At 72.4% G+C, this 18,884-nt stretch carries 17 protein-coding genes, 3 tRNA genes and 1 pseudogene; 10 read left to right on the top strand and 11 right to left on the bottom strand.

All coding sequences use genetic code 11. The annotated features are described in order from the left end of the window. The 5 genes and pseudogenes from ACFV46_RS31650 to ACFV46_RS31670 all read left to right on the top strand — a co-directional run. Positions 1-682 (top strand): annotated as a pseudogene (locus tag ACFV46_RS31650) (DNA polymerase III subunit gamma and tau); the annotation flags it as partial. A 103-nt stretch (positions 683-785) separates the two neighbouring features. Further along, entirely contained in the window at positions 786-2,039 is a 1,254-nt protein-coding gene (purD, locus tag ACFV46_RS31655) for a phosphoribosylamine--glycine ligase (protein ID WP_385500765.1), read from the top strand. Positions 2,040-2,393: 354 nt separating this feature from the next. After that, positions 2,394-4,157: a hypothetical protein gene (locus ACFV46_RS31660; RefSeq protein ID WP_376730019.1), complete on the top strand. Its 1,764-nt coding sequence runs from the start codon at positions 2,394-2,396 to the stop codon at positions 4,155-4,157. 378 nt (positions 4,158-4,535) lie between these two features. Further along, the gene (locus ACFV46_RS31665) at positions 4,536-6,026 is read left to right on the top strand and encodes a N,N-dimethylformamidase beta subunit family domain-containing protein (protein ID WP_376730018.1); all 1,491 of its coding nucleotides are present in this window, start codon (positions 4,536-4,538) and stop codon (positions 6,024-6,026) included. A gap of 105 nt (positions 6,027-6,131) precedes the next feature. Next, on the top strand, positions 6,132-7,031 hold the full coding sequence (locus ACFV46_RS31670) for a phosphoribosylaminoimidazolesuccinocarboxamide synthase (protein ID WP_361928564.1): 900 nt from the start codon (positions 6,132-6,134) through the stop codon (positions 7,029-7,031). 7 nt (positions 7,032-7,038) lie between these two features. Here the strand turns inward: ACFV46_RS31670 and ACFV46_RS31675 are convergent, their stop codons facing one another. From ACFV46_RS31675 to ACFV46_RS31715, 9 genes are all read right to left on the bottom strand, one after another. Next, positions 7,039-7,482 carry a glutaredoxin domain-containing protein gene (locus ACFV46_RS31675; RefSeq protein ID WP_385500767.1) on the bottom strand — a complete coding sequence of 148 codons (444 nt, stop codon included), beginning with the start codon at positions 7,480-7,482 and terminating at the stop codon, positions 7,039-7,041. 68 nt (positions 7,483-7,550) lie between these two features. After that, positions 7,551-7,626 (bottom strand) — tRNA-Gly (locus ACFV46_RS31680). Between the two features lie 22 nt (positions 7,627-7,648). Then, entirely contained in the window at positions 7,649-8,263 is a 615-nt protein-coding gene (locus tag ACFV46_RS31685; RefSeq protein WP_361928570.1) for a response regulator transcription factor, read from the bottom strand. Next, positions 8,260-9,486, bottom strand: coding sequence for a sensor histidine kinase (locus tag ACFV46_RS31690; protein WP_385500768.1), 1,227 nt, complete (start codon positions 9,484-9,486; stop codon positions 8,260-8,262). The genes ACFV46_RS31685 and ACFV46_RS31690 overlap by 4 nt, the downstream gene beginning before the upstream one ends. 18 nt (positions 9,487-9,504) lie before the next feature. Then, the gene (locus ACFV46_RS31695) at positions 9,505-10,281 is read right to left on the bottom strand and encodes an ABC transporter permease (RefSeq protein WP_385500769.1); all 777 of its coding nucleotides are present in this window, start codon (positions 10,279-10,281) and stop codon (positions 9,505-9,507) included. Beyond that, the gene (locus ACFV46_RS31700; RefSeq protein ID WP_385500770.1) at positions 10,278-11,237 is read right to left on the bottom strand and encodes an ABC transporter ATP-binding protein; all 960 of its coding nucleotides are present in this window, start codon (positions 11,235-11,237) and stop codon (positions 10,278-10,280) included. Before ACFV46_RS31700 ends, ACFV46_RS31695 begins: the two co-directional genes overlap by 4 nt. A gap of 135 nt (positions 11,238-11,372) precedes the next feature. Continuing rightward, positions 11,373-11,445: transfer RNA gene (locus ACFV46_RS31705), tRNA-Gly, on the bottom strand. A gap of 80 nt (positions 11,446-11,525) precedes the next feature. Then, a tRNA-Gly gene (locus tag ACFV46_RS31710) sits at positions 11,526-11,597 on the bottom strand. A gap of 158 nt (positions 11,598-11,755) precedes the next feature. Further along, entirely contained in the window at positions 11,756-12,073 is a 318-nt protein-coding gene (locus tag ACFV46_RS31715; protein ID WP_062673371.1) for an Lsr2 family protein, read from the bottom strand. 335 nt (positions 12,074-12,408) lie between these two features. Here ACFV46_RS31715 and purS point away from each other — a divergent pair, with 335 nt between their 5' ends. The 3 genes from purS to purL are packed head-to-tail and all read left to right on the top strand — an operon-like array spanning position 12,409 to position 15,604. Further along, positions 12,409-12,672 carry a phosphoribosylformylglycinamidine synthase subunit PurS gene (gene purS / locus ACFV46_RS31720; protein ID WP_055624957.1) on the top strand — a complete coding sequence of 88 codons (264 nt, stop codon included), beginning with the start codon at positions 12,409-12,411 and terminating at the stop codon, positions 12,670-12,672. Continuing rightward, on the top strand, positions 12,669-13,349 hold the full coding sequence (gene purQ, locus ACFV46_RS31725; RefSeq protein WP_361928580.1) for a phosphoribosylformylglycinamidine synthase subunit PurQ: 681 nt from the start codon (positions 12,669-12,671) through the stop codon (positions 13,347-13,349). Before purS ends, purQ begins: the two co-directional genes overlap by 4 nt. Continuing rightward, entirely contained in the window at positions 13,346-15,604 is a 2,259-nt protein-coding gene (purL, locus tag ACFV46_RS31730) for a phosphoribosylformylglycinamidine synthase subunit PurL (protein WP_361928583.1), read from the top strand. The genes purQ and purL overlap by 4 nt, the downstream gene beginning before the upstream one ends. Before the next feature lie 53 nt (positions 15,605-15,657). On the opposite strand, the gene ACFV46_RS31735 is transcribed toward purL, so the two are convergent. Continuing rightward, entirely contained in the window at positions 15,658-16,242 is a 585-nt protein-coding gene (locus ACFV46_RS31735) for a Uma2 family endonuclease (protein WP_361928586.1), read from the bottom strand. A gap of 132 nt (positions 16,243-16,374) precedes the next feature. On the opposite strand from ACFV46_RS31735, the gene ACFV46_RS31740 reads away from it, so the two are divergent. After that, on the top strand, positions 16,375-17,172 hold the full coding sequence (locus ACFV46_RS31740; RefSeq protein WP_361928588.1) for a sterol carrier family protein: 798 nt from the start codon (positions 16,375-16,377) through the stop codon (positions 17,170-17,172). On the opposite strand, the gene ACFV46_RS31745 is transcribed toward ACFV46_RS31740, so the two are convergent. After that, the gene (locus ACFV46_RS31745) at positions 17,162-17,893 is read right to left on the bottom strand and encodes a peptidase E (protein ID WP_361928590.1); all 732 of its coding nucleotides are present in this window, start codon (positions 17,891-17,893) and stop codon (positions 17,162-17,164) included. The two genes, ACFV46_RS31740 and ACFV46_RS31745, sit on opposite strands and share 11 nt — an antisense overlap. A 146-nt stretch (positions 17,894-18,039) precedes the next feature. On the opposite strand from ACFV46_RS31745, the gene ACFV46_RS31750 reads away from it, so the two are divergent. Beyond that, entirely contained in the window at positions 18,040-18,834 is a 795-nt protein-coding gene (locus ACFV46_RS31750; protein WP_376730010.1) for an META domain-containing protein, read from the top strand. The last annotated feature ends 50 nt before the right edge of the window (positions 18,835-18,884 follow it).

Here is an 18,884-nt window from a genome sequence, read left to right on the forward strand (position 1 = left end):
GGCCCCGGCGGGCGGCGGTGCCCCGGCGCCCGGGCCCAGCGCCCCCGCGTCCACGCCCGCGCCCGCCGCGGGAGGCGGACAGGCGGCGCCGCCGTCCTCCGCGCCCCCGAGCGGTGGCCTGGACCCCCGCCAGCTCTGGCCGAACATCCTGGAGGCGGTCAAGAACCGCCGCCGCTTCACCTGGATCCTGCTCAGCCAGAACGCCCAGGTCGCCGGCTTCGACGGCACCACGCTCCAACTCGGCTTCGTGAACGCCGGCGCGCGCGACAACTTCGCGAGCAGCGGCAGCGAGGACGTGCTGCGGCAGGCCCTGGCCGAGCAGTTCCACGTGCAGTGGAAGATCGAGGCGATCGTCGACCCGTCGGGCGGCGGTTCGGCGCCCCCGGCCCCGGGCGGTTCCCCCGGCTTCGGCGGAGGCGGCGCCGCCCCGGCCCCCGGCGGCTACGGCGGTCAGGCCGCCCCGCGCCCGGCCCCCGGCCCGTCCGCGGCACCGGCGGCCCCGTCGGCACCGGCCCCCGCCCCGGCCTCGCGGCCCAGCGCCCCGGAGCCGCCCTCCGTCTCCATCGAGGACGACATCCCCGAGGACGACGACCCCGACCTCAACGAGTCGGCGCTGTCCGGCCGCGAACTGATCGTGCGGGAGCTGGGCGCGACGGTCGTCGAGGAGATCACGAACGACTAGGCCCCCGGCCCTCCGTCACGGCGGGCCGGTTTTGGAGGAACGCACAGCTCCTCCGTCCCCGGCCCCTCGGCGTCCCGCACAAGAAGGCCGTTAGGCTGACCCCGTGAAGGTCCTCGTCATCGGTAGCGGCGCCCGCGAACACGCCCTGTGCCGCTCCCTGTCCCTCGACCCCGACGTCACCGCGCTGCACTGCGCCCCCGGCAACGCCGGCATCGCCGAGGTCGCCGAACTGCACCAGGTCGACGCCCTCGACGGCGAGGCCGTCTCCGCGCTGGCCGAACGGCTCGGCGCCGATCTCGTGGTCGTCGGACCGGAGGCCCCCCTCGTCGCGGGGGTCGCCGACGCCGTGCGCGAGGCGGGTATCCCGGTGTTCGGCCCGTCCAAGGAGGCCGCGCAGCTCGAGGGTTCCAAGGCGTTCGCCAAGGACGTCATGGCCTCGGCCGGCGTCCCCACGGCCCGCTCCTACGTCTGCGCCACCCCCGCCGAGGTCGACGAGGCCCTGGACGCCTTCGGCGCCCCCTATGTCGTCAAGGACGACGGTCTGGCGGCCGGCAAGGGCGTCGTCGTGACCGCCGACCTCGACGCGGCCCGCGCGCACGCCAACGCCTGCGAGCGCGTCGTCATCGAGGAGTACCTCGACGGCCCGGAGGTCTCCCTCTTCGCCGTCACCGACGGCCGGACCGTCCTGCCGCTGCAGCCCGCCCAGGACTTCAAGCGCGCCCTGGACGGCGACGAGGGCCCGAACACCGGCGGCATGGGCGCGTACTCACCGCTGCCGTGGGCGGACCCGAAGCTGGTCGAGGAGGTCCTGGAGACGGTCCTCCAGCCGACCGTCGACGAGATGCGCCGCCGCGGCACCCCGTTCTCCGGACTGCTCTACGCCGGTCTCGCGATCACCTCGCGAGGTGTGCGCGTGATCGAGTTCAACGCCCGCTTCGGCGACCCGGAGACGCAGGTCGTCCTGGCCCGGCTGAAGACCCCGCTGGCCGGTGTCCTGCTGGCCTCCGCCCAGGGCCGCCTGGCCGACCTGGAGCCGCTGCGCTGGAGCGACGACGCCGCGGTCACCGTGGTCGTCGCCTCCCACAACTACCCGGGCACCCCCCGCACCGGCGACCCGATCAGCGGCCTCGACGAGGTGGCCGCCGAGGACGCCCCGCACGCCTACGTGCTGCACGCCGGCACCCGTCGCGACGGCGAGGCGGTCGTGAGCGCCGGCGGCCGTGTGCTGTCCGTCACCGCGACCGGCGGCGACCTCACCGAGGCCCGCACCCGCGCCTACCGCGCGGTGGGCCGGATCGGGCTGGACGGCTCCCAGCACCGTACGGACATCGCCGCGAAGGCCGCCGCCGACGCGTAGGCCGTGTTTCGCCCCAGCCGCTCCCGCGAGCCAACCGTCCGGGCCCCGGATCCGTCTCAGGATCCGGGGCCCGACGCACACCCGGACGCGTGCGGGCACGAGCGCTGTGATCAGAGGGGTGATCCTCGCTGTCCGTCATCCACCTTTCCCCAAAGCCATTCCATCGAGTGAGCGATGGCCCAACCGACTGACGTGGGTCGACGCCCCAACTATGGTGCCGCGCAAGCGTTCCGGCACTTGGCCCACCGGCATTGCGATGTCGGTGGCGGGTGCCACAGTGGGGGAGTGAGCAGAGCCAGGACAGTTCCGACGACCAGGGCAGCGCGGAGGGGGTGAGGTCCGGCCGTGACCGGGATGGGGATGGAAGCGGGGGCCCAGGCCGCGCGTGCCCGGGCCCTGGCGGTGCTGCGCGTCCGCAGCCGCGCGCTCGCCGTCGCCCTGCTGCCCGCGGCGTTCGCCGTGGTGCTGCTCGCCGGACCGTCCACCGGACACCTCACCGGCCCCGGCTGGGACGCCGTGCGCTGGGTGCTCACCCCGGTCGCCGCCCTGGTGCTGCTGGCCGCCGGGGTCGTCGCGCTGGTCGTCGCCCGCGCCCGTCCTGCCGTCACACCCACCGTGACGATCGGCGAGGAGCAGGCCCCGGACCTCTACCGACTGGTCCGCGACCTCGCCGACCGGCTCGACGTCCCCGCCCCCTCCGCGATAGCGCTCACGCCCGACTGCGACAGCTGGCTGGAGGACCGCACCCATCGGTCCCACGGCCCGCCCCCGCCCGAGGAGCACGCGGACGACGGACTCAACGGCCTGCGCGGAGGCGGGCGCGGCCCCCACCGCCGTACACCGGCCGCGCCCGTCCTCGTCATCGGTTCCCCTTTCCTGTGGTGGATGCGGGTCGGGGAGCTGCGGGCCGTGCTCGCCCCGGTCGTCGCCGGCACCGGGCCCTCCGCGCACCCCGACATAGCCCAGGCCCGGCGCTTCGTCCGGGGCCTGGACGCCGCCGTGGCCGTCGCCGCCACGGGCGGCCGCTGTCCGGGGTCGCGGGCGGTGTGCGCGGGCCTCGGCCGGGTGGCGCGCCTGCTGCTGCGGAGCTGCCGCGAGCACGCGGCAGAGATGGAACGGGGGGTGGCCGCGGCGGCCGCCGAGCGCGCACAGGCTGTGGACTACGGTCTGCGGATCGTCGCCCAGGAGCAGGTCGGCCTGGCCTACGCGGGCTGGGACCGGCTGCTGACGCGGGTCGCGCTGCCGGCCTGGCGGATGGGCCGCTGGCCGTCCCGGCTGGACGCGGGCGTGGTCGCCGCCCTCACCGAGCTCTCCCGGCGGGACCGGCTGGCGGAGGGCTTCGCCTCCCGGCTGGGCGAGCGCCCCGCCTGCGACCTTCTGGAGGAGCCCGGCGCGGTCGACGAGGCCGCCTCCCTGCTGGCCGCCCGGCTGTTCCACGGCGGCCCGGCCGAGACCGGCCAGGACTGGTCGCCGGTGGGCTGGCAGGAGTATCCGGAGGAGGTCGTGGACCGCACCTGGCGTACGGACGCCGCCCGCCTCCACCGCGTCCTCGACACCCTCGGCGTCCGCCGCGGCCCGGGCGACGCGTCCCCCGGCTCCGACGGCCCCACCCTCTCCCGGGTCCTCGACCACCTGACGGCACCGCAGCCGGCCCCGGTCCCGGAAGCACCCGTCCCGCCCCGTGCCCCCGCCGACGACCTCGACCCCTACGAGGACCAGGAGACCGAGCGGAGTTCGGCCCTGGCCGCCGGGATCACCGCCGAGCTGGCCCGGGAGGAGGCCGCGGCGCCCGCCGGGTCGCCGGCCGCGCCCGCCCCCGAGACCTCGCTGCTGGACATCGGCACCCTTCCGCTCTTCCCGCTCCAGCCGCCCCGCAGCTCCCGCGAGCTGCTCACCGACCACGTGACCGCGATGGTCTGCTGCGCGGCCATGGACACCGCGGGCGCGACACCCGGTCTGGACTGGCTCGACGGGCCCACGCTGCTCATCGACGGCGAACGGGCCACCGACCTCACCCCCCGGGTCCTGCGCCTCATCGAGGACGGCGATCCGGCGCCCTTGCGCGCCTGGCTCGTGGAGTCCGGGATACGCCCCGAGAAGCCGGTCCGCCTGGTCTGACGGGCGAGGACGCGGCAGCCGCCCCGGCCGCCCGTCCCGCAGCGACGGAACTCAGTCGGAGCCCCCGGTTCCACTTTCGGCCAATTCGCAACGAATAGTGACAGGAAGCGAGCGCAATGTGATGTGCTGGGGTCGATAGCGCATATGGCAAGGGCTTACGCCACGACAGCCGGTGAAGCCCTGCCGCACGGCGGCACCACCGGGCAGGCGCATCGGCGTACGACAGGCACCACCGGCACCGGACGAGCACGACGCGCACCACCCGGCACCGTGAGCAAACGTGCACCACCGCACCACCGGCACGGCGTACGCCCGGCGCGCCACGGCCAGGACACGACGCCCGATGTGCGCACACGGGGACAAGGGAGGGGTACGGCCATGGGATCGGAGCAGATCCGCCGCTGGGAGTCGGGAGCTCTCGCGCACGCCGTGACGGACCCCTTCGGCCAGGGCCCGGTCCCCTGGCTGCGCGGCAACGTGACGTACTTCGACGACACCGGCCAGGTGGTCCCCTGGTACGTCGACGGCCAGGCCCACCCGCCGACGCCCGGCACCCCGAGGGTCCCCGCGCCCCGCAGCGCCGGACCCCGGTCCGCCGACGACGTCCACCGGCAGATCAAGGGGTTCACCTCCACCGGCGCGGTCGCGCCCGGCGAGGCGGTCGACTTCCACATCACGGTCGACCCGCCCCAGGAGTTCGCCGTCGACATCTACCGCATCGGCCACTACGGCGGGGACGGCGCCGCCAAGATCACCACGAGCCCCCGGCTGTCCGGCATCGTGCAGCCCGCGCCGCTCACCGCCGACCGCACCGTCTCCTGCCACCACTGGTGGCTGTCCTGGCGCCTCCAGGTCCCCAGCTACTGGAGCAACGGTGCCTATGTCGCCGTCCTCACCACCCACGACGGCTACCGCTCCCACATCCCGTTCACCGTCCGCGACAGCCACCCGGCGGACCTGCTCCTGCTCCTGCCCGACGTCACCTGGCAGGCGTACAACCTCTACCCGGAGGACGGCCGCCTCGGCGCCAGCCTGTACCACGCCTGGGACGAGGACGGCCGGCTGCTCGGCGAGGACGACGCCGCGACCACCGTCTCCTTCGACCGCCCCTACGCGGGCGCCGGCCTGCCCCTGCACGTCGGCCACGCCTACGACTTCATCCGCTGGGCCGAGCGCTACGGCTACGACATCGCCTACGCCGACGCCCGCGACCTGCACGGCGGACACGTCGACCCGACCCGGTACCGGGGCCTGGTCTTCCCCGGCCACGACGAGTACTGGTCGGCGAACATGCGCCGCACGGTCGAGCTCGCCCGGGAGAACGGCACCTCGCTGGTGTTCCTCTCCGCCAACTCCATGTACTGGCAGGTGGAGCTGGGCCCCTCCCCGTCCGGCGTTCCCGACCGCCTGCTCACCTGCCGCAAGCGCAGGGGACCGGGGCGCCCGGTGCTCTGGCGGGAGATCGACCGCCCCGAGCAGGAGCTCATCGGCATCCAGTACGCAGGGCAGGTCCCCGAGCCGCACCCGCTGATCGTCCGCAACGCCGACCACTGGCTGTGGGAGGCCACCGGCGCCCACGAGGGCGACGAGATCCCGGGCCTGGTGGCCGGCGAGGCCGACCGCTACTTCCCGCGCACCCCGCTGCCCGGCCACGAGGAGCGCATCCTGCTGGCGCACTCCCCGTACGCCGACCGCGACGGGGTGCTCCGCCACCAGGAGACCTCGCTATACCGGGCGCACTCGGGCGCCCTGGTCTTCGCCTCCGGCACCTTCGCCTGGTCCCCGGCGCTCGACCGCCCGGGCCATGTCGATCCCCGGGTCCAGCGCGCCACCGCCAATCTCCTGGACCGCATCTGCAAGCGTGACTGACCTCACGCGGCACGGCCCCGGCGGTCCCCCCGCCCCACCCCCGGTCCACGGCCCGCGCCCCGTACGGGACAATCGACGCATTGGACAGACTTACGGGGAGGAACCGTGTCCGGATTCGTAGAAAAGCCCGAACCGCTTCAGGTTCCGGGCCTGGTGCACCTGCACACCGGCAAGGTGCGCGAGCTGTACCGCAACGAGGCCGGTGACCTCGTGATGGTCGCCAGCGATCGCCTGTCCGCCTACGACTGGGTGCTGCCCACCGAGATCCCGGACAAGGGCCGCATCCTCACCCAGCTCTCCCTGTGGTGGTTCGACCAGCTCGCCGACCTGGTCCCCAACCATGTGCTGAGCACCGACGTGCCCGACGGCGCCCCCGCCGACTGGGCCGGCCGCACCCTCGTCTGCAAGTCGCTGCGGATGGTCCCGGTCGAGGCGGTGGCCCGCGGCTACCTCACCGGCTCCGGGCTCGCCGAGTACAACGACACCCGGACGGTCTGCGGGCTGGCCCTCCCCGAGGGCCTGGTCGACGGCTCGGAACTGCCGGCGCCGATCTTCACCCCGGCCACCAAGGCCGCCGTCGGCGAGCACGACGAGAACGTCTCCTACGAGGAGGTCGCCCGCCAGGTCGGCGCCGACACCGCCGCCCGGCTGCGGCAGACGACGCTCGCCGTGTACGCGCGCGGCCGGGACATCGCCCGCGAGCGCGGCATCATCCTCGCGGACACCAAGTTCGAGTTCGGCTTCGACGGGGACACCCTGGTCCTCGCCGACGAGGTCCTCACCCCGGACTCCTCGCGCTTCTGGCCGGCCGAGCAGTGGGAGCCGGGCCGCCCGCAGCCGTCGTACGACAAGCAGTTCGTGCGGGACTGGCTGACCTCGCCGGACTCCGGCTGGGACCGCGCGGGCGAGCAGCCCCCGCCGCCGCTGCCGCAGGACGTCGTGGACGCGACCCGCGCCAAGTACGTGGAGGCGTACGAGCGTCTGACGGGCATGAGCTGGAGCTGAGGGACGCTCAGTCCCGGCCGGCCGGGGCGAGCCGCTCGCGCACCCAGCGCGGATCCGGATCGGTGTGCGGCCGCCCGGCCACGACGACCGTCGGCACGGTCTCGTCGCCGCCGTTGGCCGCCCTGACCTCCGCCGCCCCGGCCGGGTCCCGCCAGATGTCCACCCAGTGCGCCCGGCCGGCCCGCAGGCCCAGCCGGAGGCGCAGCCGAAGGCAGTAGACGCAGCCCGGCCGCCAGTAGACGACGGGGCGGCCGTCGGCGTCACTGAGCCGCCGCGCCTCCTCGGCGCCGACGGACCGGGGGAAGACCAGCGGGGAGTGCACCACCGCGATCAGCAGGGACACCGCTGCCGCGGTCAGTGCCCCGGTCCGGTCTCCGCTCAGGAGGAGCGCGGCCGTCAGGACGGCGCCGCCGAGCGCGAACCGGGCCGCCAGGGTCCACCTGCGTGTCATGGTCACGCACGCTAGCCGCTGCCCCGGCACATGCCAAAGGCCCCGGTCGATGACCGGGGCCTTTGCTCTGGAGCGAACGACGAGGTTCGAACTCGCGACCTCAACCTTGGCAAGGTTGCGCTCTACCAACTGAGCTACGTTCGCATGCGCCGTGGCGCGGGAACCACTATACCCAACCGCGGGAGCGGGCGAGGCGCACCGCCGCGTGCCGGTTCTCGGCACCGAGCTTCGAGACGGCGGAGGACAGATAGTTCCGTACGGTGCCCTGGGACAGCGCGGCGCGCTCCGCGATCTCCGCGACGGGCGCCCCGTCGGCGGCGAGTTCCAGCACCTCGGCCTCCCGCGCGGTCAGGGGCGAGTCCCCGGCGGCGATGGCGTCGGCCGCCAACTCGGGGTCGACGTACCGGTTTCCGCGGTGCACGGTCCGGATGATCTCCGCGAGCCGCTGGGCGCTGACCGTCTTCGGGACGAATCCGCGCACACCCGCCTCGAGGGCCCGCTTCAGATGTCCGGGCCGCCCGTGACTGGTCACGATCAGCACCCGGCACCCGGGCAGCTCCGCCCGCAGGGTTGTGGCGACCTTCACACCGTCGGCGCCGGGCATCTGCAGATCCAGGACCGCCACGTCGGGCCGATGGGCCCGCGCCATGGCGAGCGCCTCGGGCCCGCCGGCCGCCTCGGCGACGATCACCAGGTCGTCCTCCAGGGAGAGCAGCGCGGCGAGCGCGCCCCGGATCAGATGCTCGTCGTCGGCCAGCAGCAGCCGCACCGGCCCGCTCATACGACGGCCTCCGGCACCCCGGCCGCCACCAGCGGCACCTCCGCGACCAGCCGGAACGCCCCGTCGCCGACCTGTCCGGCATCCAGAGTGCCGTCCACGGCGGCGAGACGCTCCCGCAGCCCGGCGAGGCCGGAGCCCCCACCCCCGTCGGAGGCTCCGGCAGCCCCGTCGTTCTCCACTGTCAGCACCACTCGTCCCTCACGCACCCCTACATCCACCCTGCACCGCTCGGCGTTCCCGTGCCGCAGCACGTTCGTGGTCGCCTCCCGCACGACCCAGGCCAGCGCCGACTGCACGTCGACCGGCAGCCCGGCCGCCTCCCCCGTCACCTCGCACGCGATCCCCGCCGCCGTCAACACACCCTGCGCACCCGCCAGTTCCACCTCCAGGTCGGCCTCCCGATAGCCGCGTACGACATCCCGCACCTCCCGCTGGGACTCCTGCGCGATCCGCTGCACCTCGATCATCTGCTCGACGGCCTCGGGCCGTCCGCGCCGGGCCAGCTGTACGGCCAGCTCGCTCTTCAGGGCGATGACGGCCAGGTTGCGGCCCATCACGTCGTGCAGATCGCGGCCGAAGCGCAGCCGCTCCTCGGCGACCGCGAGCCGGGCCCGGGTCTCGCGGGCCTCGTCCAGCTCGTAGACGGCCCGCAGCAGCCAGACGGAGAACACGGCGGTGAAGGCGAGGAAGCCACTTCCCAGCAGCACGATCACCGCGAGGACCAGCGCTTCGAGCGGAATCCCGGTGATCACGAGCACGAGGAGCCCGGACCCGGCGGCGAAGCCCGCGACGAGCGCGTACACCCGCCAGCGCTCGCGGATGCCGAGGGCGATGATGCCCACCCCGAAGATCATGGTGACGCCGAAGACACCGCCCACGGCCGCGTCGAGGCCCTCGTCGTCCGGGCCGTACTCGGAGACCGCGAGGCTCCCGGCGGCGATCGCGGCGGTGGCGGCGCCGAGGGCGCACATGAGCCGCAGCGGCTGCTCACGCTTCCCGCGCACCCAGTCCACGGCACGCGACACGGTCACCAGGCAGAGCGCCGCGTGCGCGCAGACCAGGAGCATCAGCCACGCGCCCGTCGCGCCGCCGACCTGGCGGAGCATCGGCACCCCGGCCGAGGAGACCTCCATCACCGCGAAGAAGTGGAACGACGCCCGGGTGTACGTCTCCACCTTCGCCGGGGTGCTCTTTCCCCGCCACCACCTGCCGGGCCCGCGCATACGTCCGTACCCCCTCCGTCAGCGCCGCGGTTCCCACCGGAACCACCGCCGTACAGCAAACACGGCGAGAACCGTCCAGGCCAGCGCCGTGGTGACCGCACCGAGCGTCTCGTACGCGGACAGCTCGCCGGTCCAGCCGCCCCGGACCAGGGTGATCACCGGTGTCAGCGGGAGCAGTTCGCACACGGAGGCCATCCGGTCGGGCAGGACCTCCAGGGGCACGAACATCCCGGAGAAGATCATGGAGAGGAACACCACGGGCAACGTCGTGACCTGCGCGCTCTCGACGCTACGGGTGAAGGAGGAGGTCACCGCGGCGAGCACCGCGCACAGCACGAACCCCGACAGCAGGCCCAGCACGGCGAGATGGGGAGCGCGGGGCGCGCCCACGTCGAGCAGGACGGTGCAGCCGATCGCCAGCACCACACTCTGGGCGAGGCCGACGGCCACGGCCGGCAGCGCGGCCCCGGCGAGGATCTCGGTGTCCCGCGGCTCGCCGGTGCGCAGCCGCTTGAGGACGAGTTCCTCGCGCCGGGCGGTGTAGACGCTGACGAGCGTGGCGTACACCGCGTAGAGCAGCGAGAAGCCGATGGAGGCGGGCAGGATCACCGTGCCGAGGGTGAGGCCCGCCTCCGCCAGATCCATCTGCTTCGCCGCCTCGCGTGCGCTCAGGGGCAGGATCAGCGGCACGAACAGCGCCGCGAAGAGGGTTCCCCTGCTGCGTCCGAGCAGGGTCAGTTCGGCCCGGGCCAACGACGTCATGCGCCCCGCCGGGGTGGTCGTCGCCGTGCTCATGCCGCGTACTCCTTCGTCCCGGCGGCCTCCGCCGCCTCCCGCGCGATGCCGAGGAACGCCTCCTCCAGCGAGGCCGACCGCACATCGAGCCGCCGCAGCTCCACTCCGGCCTGCTCGGCCCACACCAGCAGCCGGGTCGCCGCCCACTGCAGCCGGTGGGTGCGCAGCCTTACGGCCCGCCCCTCGACCTCGTGTCCGCTCACGCCCAGCTCGGCGAGCGGCGGCAGGTCCCCCAGGAAGTAGCCGTCGGGCAGCTCGAAGGTGATCCGCGACGGCTGGGCAGCGGTCACCTCGGCGGGCGTCCCGGCCGCCGCGATCCGCCCGTCGTGCAGGATCGCGAGCCGGTCCGCGAGGTCCTCGGCCTCCTCCAGGTAGTGCGTGGTCAGCAGCACGGTGGTGCCGTCGTCGCGCAGCGCCCGCACCAACTCCCAGGTGTCGCGGCGCCCCTCGGCGTCGAGTCCCGTCGTCGGCTCGTCCAGGAACAGCACCTCGGGGTCCCCGAGCAGGGCGAGCGCCAGGTCGAGGCGCCGCCGCTCACCGCCGGAGAGCTGCTTGACCCGTACGCCGGTCTTCCCGGCCAGCCCGACGAGGCCGAGCACCTTCAGCGGCGGCCGGGCCCCGCTCACGCATCCCGCCCACATCCGCGCGGTCTCGGCGACCGTCAGCTCGGACGGGAAGCCGCCCTCCTGCAGCATCACCCCGGTGCGCGGCCGTACGGCGGCCCGCTCGGCGAAGGGGTCGTGCCCCAGCACCCGCACCCGCCCTCCGGCGGGCTCGGCCAGCCCTTCGAGCAGCTCCACGGTGGACGTCTTGCCGGCGCCGTTGGTGCCGAGCAGGGCGAAGACCTCACCGCGGCGCACGGAGAAGGAGACTCCGCGCACCGCCTCGAACCCGCCCCCGTAGACACGCCGCAGGTCGGTGACCTCGATCACGTGCTCGTGTTCGTCGTTGTCCATGCCCACAGCCTTCCGCCGGCCGAGGGCGGCCGGCAGTGCGCGCTGTCATCGCTCGGCATGACAAATGTCAGAAGGGCGGGGCGCTTCGTGGCAACGAAAAGACCCCGGTCCTGAAGGACCGGGGTCTCATTCCCGAGCGGACGACGAGGCTCGAACTCGCGACCTCAACCTTGGCAAGGTTGCGCTCTACCAACTGAGCTACGTCCGCATTGCCTCCGACCGGCTCTCACCGATCGGCGCGGGCACCAGCCTACCTGATCCACAAGGATGGTCGGTACGGCGGTGCAGAGCGGGTGACAGGAATTGCACACTGCGCCTTCCCCCTGGAAGGGGGATGTTCTACTACTGAACTACACCCGCATGCTCGGCGAGCTGGACTTTTTCGGCCCCGCCCGCTGGCGTGCTCCAGACATTAGCTGATCAGCAGGGGGGTAGCGCAAGTCGGTTGTCGCACCGGTCCGGGCGCACCGCCCCGGGGGTCCGCCGGCGGGCCCTGAGGACCCGCCCCGCGGACCGGCTCACTGCGCCGAGGCGAACGCCTCGTAGACCTTCTTGGGGATGCGGCCGCGGGCCGGCACCTCCATCTTGTTGGCCTGGGCCCAGGCGCGGACGGCCGCCGGGTCGGGGGCGACCTCCGTCTGCTTGAACGCCTTGCCCGACCTCGACCGCTTGCGGCCGGCCTCCACGTAGGGCGCGAGCACCTTACGCAGTTTGCTGGCATTGGCTTCATTCAGGTCGATCTCGTACGACTTGCCGTCGAGTCCGAAGGCGATCGTTTCCGCCGCTTCTGAGCCGTCGATGTCGTCAAAGAGAGTGACCACGACCTTCTGCGCCACGAATATCGGTCCCTTCGTACGGCACGCTGACAATTCATTTGTACCGTGCCCGACAATGCAATGTGAAGCTCGACTAAATCCTTCCGCGTGTCCAAAAGCAAGAAGGAGCGGAGCGACTTCGGTGGAAGCGTGGTGCGCGGAGACCGTCGCGCGCAATAGGCATCGGGTGTCGATCCGGGATCTTTTCCGGAACTTTTCACGGCGTGGCCCGGTCGGTGCCCGTCGTGAGCGCGGTCACGTAGCTTCCTACAAGTCGACGCGCGTAGAAATTTTGTGCGGGTAGTCTGAAAGCACCTTGCAGGAACCTGCTCAGCACCACACCACCGGGAGTGCACGTGGCACGCGTCGTAGTCGACGTCATGCTCAAGCCGGAGATCCTCGACCCCCAGGGCCAGGCGGTGCAGCGCGCACTGCCGCGACTGGGTTTCGAGGGCATCTCGGACGTACGTCAGGGAAAGCGTTTCGAACTGGAAGTTGACGGACCGGTCGACGATGCCGCGCTCGCCCGCATCCACGATCTTGCGGAATCCTTCCTCGCCAACACCGTGATCGAGGACTTCACCGTCCGTGTCGAGGAAGTCGCGGAGGCCGCGAAGTGACCGCTCGTATTGGCGTCGTCACTTTCCCGGGTTCTCTCGACGACCGTGACACACAGCGCGCGATCCGCCTCGCGGGCGCCGAACCGGTCGCCCTGTGGCACAAGGACAAAGACCTCAAGCAGGTCGACGCCGTGGTGTTGTGCGGTGGTTTCTCCTATGGCGACTATCTGCGCGCCGGAGCCATCGCCCGCTTCTCGCCGGTGATGGACACCCTCATCGAGCAGGCGAAGGGCGGCCTTCCCGTCCTCGGAATCTGCAACGGCTTCCAGATCCTCACCGAGGCGCACCTGCTGCCCGGCGGCATGCTCGGCAACGACCACCTGCACTTCATCTGCCGTGACCAGAAGCTGCGCGTGGAGAACGCCGGGACGGCCTGGACGACCGACTACACGGCCGGCCAGGAGATCCACATCCCGCTGAAGAACATGGACGGCCGCTATGTGGCCGACCAGTACACGCTGGACAAGCTGGAGGCCGAGGGCCGGGTCGCGTTCCGCTACCTGGACTTCAACCCCAACGGCTCGCTCAACGACATCGCCGGCATCACCAACGAGGCCGGCAACGTCGTGGGCCTGATGCCGCACCCGGAGCACGCCGTGGAGTCGCTCATCGGCACCGGCCGCACCGACGGCCTCCCGTTCTTCACCTCGATCCTCAAGAAGCTGGTCAACGCATGAGCCGGACGCCTCTGGACACGGTCGAGCACGCGGCCGCGACCCCCGACGTCGAGCTGCCCTGGGCCGAACTGGGCCTGAAGAAGGACGAGTACGAGCGCGTGGTCGAGATCCTCGGCCGTCGGCCCACCGGTGCCGAGCTCGCCATGTACTCCGTCATGTGGTCCGAGCACTGCTCCTACAAGTCCTCCAAGGTGCACCTGCGCCAGTTCGGCGAGAAGGCCCCCGAGTCCGACGCCCTGCTCGTCGGCATCGGCGAGAACGCGGGCGTCGTGGACGTCGGCCAGGGCTACGCGGTCACCTTCAAGGTCGAGTCGCACAACCACCCGTCGTACGTCGAGCCCTACCAGGGCGCGGCCACCGGCGTCGGCGGCATCGTCCGCGACATCATCGCGATGGGCGCCCGCCCGGTCGCCGTCGTGGACCCGCTGCGCTTCGGCGCCGCCGACCACCCCGACACCAAGCGCGTCCTGCCGGGCGTCGTCGCCGGCATCGGCGGCTACGGCAACTGCCTGGGTCTGCCGAACATCGGCGGCGAGGTCGTCTTCGACGCCTGCTACCAGGGCAACCCGCTGGTCAACGCGGGTGCCATCGGTGTGATGCGGCACGAGGACATCCACCTCGCGAAGGCGTCCGGCGCCGGCAACAAGGTCATCCTGTACGGGGCCCGGACCGGCGGCGACGGCATCGGCGGCGCCTCGATCCTCGCCTCGGAGACCTTCGACGACGCCAAGCCGTCGAAGCGCCCCGCCGTGCAGGTCGGCGACCCCTTCCAGGAGAAGCTCCTCATCGAGTGCACCCTGGAGGCGTTCCAGGAGAAGCTGGTCGTCGGCATCCAGGACCTCGGCGCGGCGGGCCTGTCCTGCGCCACGTCCGAGCTGGCCTCCAACGGCTCCGGCGGCATGCGCGTCACCCTGGACGACGTCCCGCTGCGCGACTCCACGCTCTCGCCCGAGGAGATCCTCATGAGCGAGTCGCAGGAACGCATGTGCGCGGTCGTCGAGCCGGAGAAGGTCGACCGGTTCCTCGAGATCTGCGAGAAGTGGGACGTCATCGCCACCGTCATCGGTGAGGTCACCGACGGCGACCGCCTGGAGATCTACTGGCACGGCGGCAAGATCGTCGACGTCGACCCGCGCACGGTGGCGCACGAGGGCCCGGTCTACGAGCGCCCCTACGCCCGCCCGTCCTGGCAGGACGAGCTGCAGGCCGACGACGCGAACAAGCTGCCCCGCCCGGCGACTTCGGACGAGCTGAGGGACCAGGTCCTGAAGCTGGTCGGCTCCCCGAACCAGGCCAGCAAGAAGTGGATCACGTCGCAGTACGACCACTTCGTACAGGGCAACACCGTCCTCGCCCAGCCCGAGGACTCCGGCATGATCCGCATCGACGAGGAGACCGGCCTCGGCGTCGCCCTCGCGACCGACGGCAACGGCCGGTACGCCAAGCTGGACCCGTACCACGGCGCCCAGCTGGCCCTCGCCGAGGCGTACCGCAACGTGGCGACGACCGGCGCCAAGCCGCTCGCCGTCTCCGACTGCCTGAACTTCGGCTCGCCCGAGGACCCGGCCGTCATGTGGCAGTTCGCCGAGGCCGTGCGCGGTCTCGCCGACGCCTGTCAGCAGCTCGGCACGCCGGTGACCGGCGGCAACGTCTCGCTCTACAACCAGACGGGCGAGGCGGCCATCCACCCGACGCCGGTCGTCGCCGTCCTCGGTGTGATCGACGACGTGGCCCGCCGCACGCCGGTCGCCTTCCAGGAGGAGGGCCAGCTGCTCTACCTCCTCGGCGACACCCGTGAGGAGTTCAGCGGCTCGGCCTGGTCCCAGGTCGTCCACGACCACCTCGGCGGTCTGCCGCCCAAGGTCGACCTGGAGCGCGAGCGGCTGCTCGCCGAGATCCTGATCTCGGCCTCCCGCGACGGCATGATCGACTCCGCGCACGACCTGTCCGACGGCGGTCTGATCCAGGCGGTCGTCGAGTCGGCGCTGCTCGGGGACAAGGGCGCCCGCCTGGTCGTGCCCGACGGCCTGGACGCCTTCACCTTCCTGTTCTCCGAGTCGGCCGGCCGCGCCGTCGTGGCCGTCCCGCGCTCGGAGGAACTCCGCTTCACCGACATGTGCGGCGCCCGGGGCCTGCCGGCCACGCGCATCGGTGTCGTGGACGGCGACGCGGTGGAGATCCAGGGCGAGTTCTCCCTCCCCCTGACCGAACTCCGCGAGACGCACGAGGCGACGATCCCGGCACTGCTGGCGTAGCCGGCGGTACGGCATGAAGGTCCCGTCCGGCCCACGGACGGGACCTTCTCGTCTCACCGCACGTAGTTCTTGAGGATCTCCGTGTCGAGTTCGATGCCGATGGGCTCGGGAAGGAGGACCTTCTCGCCGAACTTCGCGGTGCGGACGGTGCGGTAGCCACCGATCTTCCGGTCGGGCGAGCTGTGCACCGTGAGCGTGCAGGAATCGCGGTCGATCAAGAGGTACACCGGGATCTCCGCCTGACCGTACGCGGCGGGCTTCTCGTACCGGTCCCGTCGGTCTGTGTCCGAGTCGTACGAGGTGACCTCCACGACCATGAGTGCCCCTTCCGGGTCGGCCCACTCGCCGTGTGCGGCGAAGTGGGCCTCGGGCGCCAGCACTGCGTCGGGCTTCGCCCTGCCCTGCCGGTACGCGGCCACCCGCAGTCCACGACCGTGGTACACGTCCAGGTCGGGACGGCTTTGGATACAGCGCTTGGTCAGCCAGGACACGATCGTGTCGTGGTCCCCGTCCGTCACCTTCTTGACTCCGATCCGTCCGTCGATGAACTCCAACGTGACGGTCTCGGGAGCGGCGGCGGCGATCGTTTCGAACTCCTCCACCGACATCTGAGACGTGCGCTCGGCCATAACCGTCATGTTGCACCTCCTCCTGAGCGGTGACCAGTGTCGTCCGGGGCAGCCGACGCGGGATGTCTTCCGCAGTCGATCACTTGGACGAGTTATCGAACGCCGATCCGAGCCGCGATCTCCCGCAATAGGCTGCTCCCCATGCCCCCGGCCAAGAAGCGCGCGCGCACCTACGACCCCGTCAAGATCCGGACCGCCGTGCTCGCCCAGTTCGGGCACGTCCGGCAGGCCGTCCGCGGCCTCACCGAGGAGCAGCTCGCCCTGCCGACCCGGCTGGACGGCTGGACCGTGCGGGACCTGGCCGCCCATGTGACCATGGCGCTCGAGACCGTCAGCCGGAACATCGACCGGGACGAGCCGGCGAAGGCCACGCTCACCCTGCTGGACTGGCCGTCGGCCACCGCCGCCCGCGCCGGGGACATCGCCGAAGGCACCCGGGAGCTGGCCGCCGCCCACCCCGACCTCGACGCGCTGTACGCCCGCACCGGGGAACGCCTCACCGAGCGCCTGGCGACCGCGCCCGGCGAACGGCTTCTCGACACCCGCACCGGCGCCCTGCCCCTCGCCGACTACCTGGTCACCCGTACCGTCGAACTCGTCGTCCACACCGACGACCTGAACGCCGCCGTCCCCGGCCTCGACATCCCGTACGAGCGGCAGGCCCTCGCCGCCTGCACCCGGCTCCTCGCCGACGCGCTCGCCGCGAAGGCGCCGGGCGGCTCGACCGAGGTCCGCGTCCCGCCCTACGCCGTCGTCCAGTGTGTGGAGGGCCCGCGGCACACCCGGGGCACCCCGCCCAACGTCGTCGAGACCGATCCGCTCACCTGGACCCGGCTCGCCACCGGCCGCCTCACCTGGCGGGACGCTCTCGCGGAGGCCAAGGTCAGCGCCAGCGGCGAACGCGCGGACCTGAGCGCCCTGCTCCCCCTCATGGGCTGACCCGGCCTCCGGAAGGCGGGCGACAGGGCACGGCGTGCTCGGCCGCCCCGCCTTCCCCGTCCGGCTCGACCCGGTACAGGCGGGCCTCCGGCACGCGCGTCACCGCCTCCGTCAGCCGCCCTTCCGTGAACAGCGCGCCGACCCCGTCCTCCACCGCCCAGCCCGGCGGCAGCGCCCCGCTCGCCACCGCCGCCCGGTAGGAGGGCCGACGTCCGGGCTCACCGTCGTAGTGGGGGCAGACCGAGCCGGGCAGCAGCCCCAGCCCGTCGGCGAGGTGCGTCAGCGGCCCGAAGGAGTCGGTGTGCGAGCCCTCGGCCCAGCAGTTGGCACCGGCGCTGATGCCGCACAACAGGACGCCCCGGTCGTACGCCTCGCGGAGCAGCCGGTCCACGCCGTGCACGCGCCAGACGGCCAGCAGGTTCGCGGTGTTGCCCCCGCCGACGTACACGACGTCCTGGCCCAGCAGGAAGGTCCGCAGGGCCTCGTCGTCGAGCGTGCGCCGGAACAGGGGCAGCACCCCGGCCTCGACCGGACGGGACGCGAACGCGGCGAGGAAGCGGTCGACATAGCCGGGCGCGTCGCCGCTCGCCGTCGGCACGAAGCACACCTTGGGCCGGGCCGCGCCCACCAGGCCGAGCACCCAGTCGTCCAGCACACCGTCGTCGTCGGTGGAGAACCCGCCCCCGAGGAGGGCCAGACGACGTTCCCGGCCGGTCTTCACACGGTCCCTCCTTCGGTCACGCCGACGCAGGGCGCGGATGACGTCCGACCCTGCCGAGCCGGCCCCCCGGCCGCAACCGGAAAAAGCAACCGTGCAGCGGGCAGGCCCCTGCGGAACCGGTCCTCCGTCCCTCCCGTCCCACCGGCATGGACACTCTCGGCACACCCGGTACGCAGCAGCGGCGACTGGCCGCCCTCGCCGCTCTCACCCTGATCCCGCTCGCCGCGGCCTGCGGCAGTGAGGACGCGGGCAGCGCATCCGTCGGCGCCGGGGCGCGTGCGTCCCTGTCCGACGCCCGCTGGGCCGTCGACCAGGTGACCGTGGACGGCCGGAAGAAGGCCGCGCCGGACGGCGCCTGGCTGCGGATCTCCGGCGACGGGAAGGTCAAGGGCAACCTGGGCTGCAACGCCTTCGGCGCCCAGGCCGACTTCGCCGACGGCCACGTCGCCTTCGACGGGATCCAGTCGACGGAGATGGCCTGCGACGGCGTCCCCGCCGGCTTCGAGCAGACCCTCGCCCGCACCCTCGCCGACGGAAATCTGACCACCGAGAAGGACGGCGACAAGCTCACCCTCACCACGAAGGACGGCGACCGCGTGGCGCTCACCCGGCGGGAGGCGGCCCCGCTCAAGGGCACCGAATGGACCGTGACCAGCCCGGACGCGGACGGCCGGGCCCATCTCACCTTCGACACGAAGACCGGCCAGGTCAGCGGAAGCCTCGGCTGCAACCGGGTGAAGGCGAGCGCCACGGTCCGCGACGGCAGTATCACGCTGGGCACGGCGTCCACCACCCGAATGATGTGCGACACCTCACTCATGACAGCGGAGAAGAAGCTCCTGGGCCTCTTCGACAGCACCGTGAAATACCGCGTCGACGACCGCACCCTCACGCTGACCAGCGAAAACGGCGAGACCGTCCACGCGACCGCCGGCAAGTGATCCTTTACGGCCGCGCATCCCCAATTCGGACCAGTGGTCGACCTCGCCTA

It is taken from the genome of Streptomyces sp. NPDC059852, from assembly GCF_042731455.1.
Lineage (GTDB): Bacteria > Actinomycetota > Actinomycetes > Streptomycetales > Streptomycetaceae > Streptomyces.

What these genes read in the sequence shown, in the direction of transcription:
- ACFV46_RS31660 (WP_376730019.1), top strand. Translation starts at nt 2,394, where the DNA reads ATGGGGATGGAAGCGGGGGCCCAGGCCGCGCGTGCCCGGGCCCTGGCG.
- ACFV46_RS31665 (WP_376730018.1), top strand. Translation starts at nt 4,536, where the DNA reads ATGGGATCGGAGCAGATCCGCCGCTGGGAGTCGGGAGCTCTCGCGCAC.
- ACFV46_RS31675 (WP_385500767.1), bottom strand. Translation starts at nt 7,482, where the DNA reads ATGACACGCAGGTGGACCCTGGCGGCCCGGTTCGCGCTCGGCGGCGCC.
- ACFV46_RS31685 (WP_361928570.1), bottom strand. Translation starts at nt 8,263, where the DNA reads ATGAGCGGGCCGGTGCGGCTGCTGCTGGCCGACGACGAGCATCTGATC.
- ACFV46_RS31690 (WP_385500768.1), bottom strand. Translation starts at nt 9,486, where the DNA reads ATGCGCGGGCCCGGCAGGTGGTGGCGGGGAAAGAGCACCCCGGCGAAG.
- ACFV46_RS31695 (WP_385500769.1), bottom strand. Translation starts at nt 10,281, where the DNA reads ATGAGCACGGCGACGACCACCCCGGCGGGGCGCATGACGTCGTTGGCC.
- ACFV46_RS31700 (WP_385500770.1), bottom strand. Translation starts at nt 11,237, where the DNA reads ATGGACAACGACGAACACGAGCACGTGATCGAGGTCACCGACCTGCGG.
- purL (WP_361928583.1), top strand. Translation starts at nt 13,346, where the DNA reads ATGAGCCGGACGCCTCTGGACACGGTCGAGCACGCGGCCGCGACCCCC.
- ACFV46_RS31735 (WP_361928586.1), bottom strand. Translation starts at nt 16,242, where the DNA reads ATGACGGTTATGGCCGAGCGCACGTCTCAGATGTCGGTGGAGGAGTTC.
- ACFV46_RS31740 (WP_361928588.1), top strand. Translation starts at nt 16,375, where the DNA reads ATGCCCCCGGCCAAGAAGCGCGCGCGCACCTACGACCCCGTCAAGATC.
- ACFV46_RS31750 (WP_376730010.1), top strand. Translation starts at nt 18,040, where the DNA reads ATGGACACTCTCGGCACACCCGGTACGCAGCAGCGGCGACTGGCCGCC.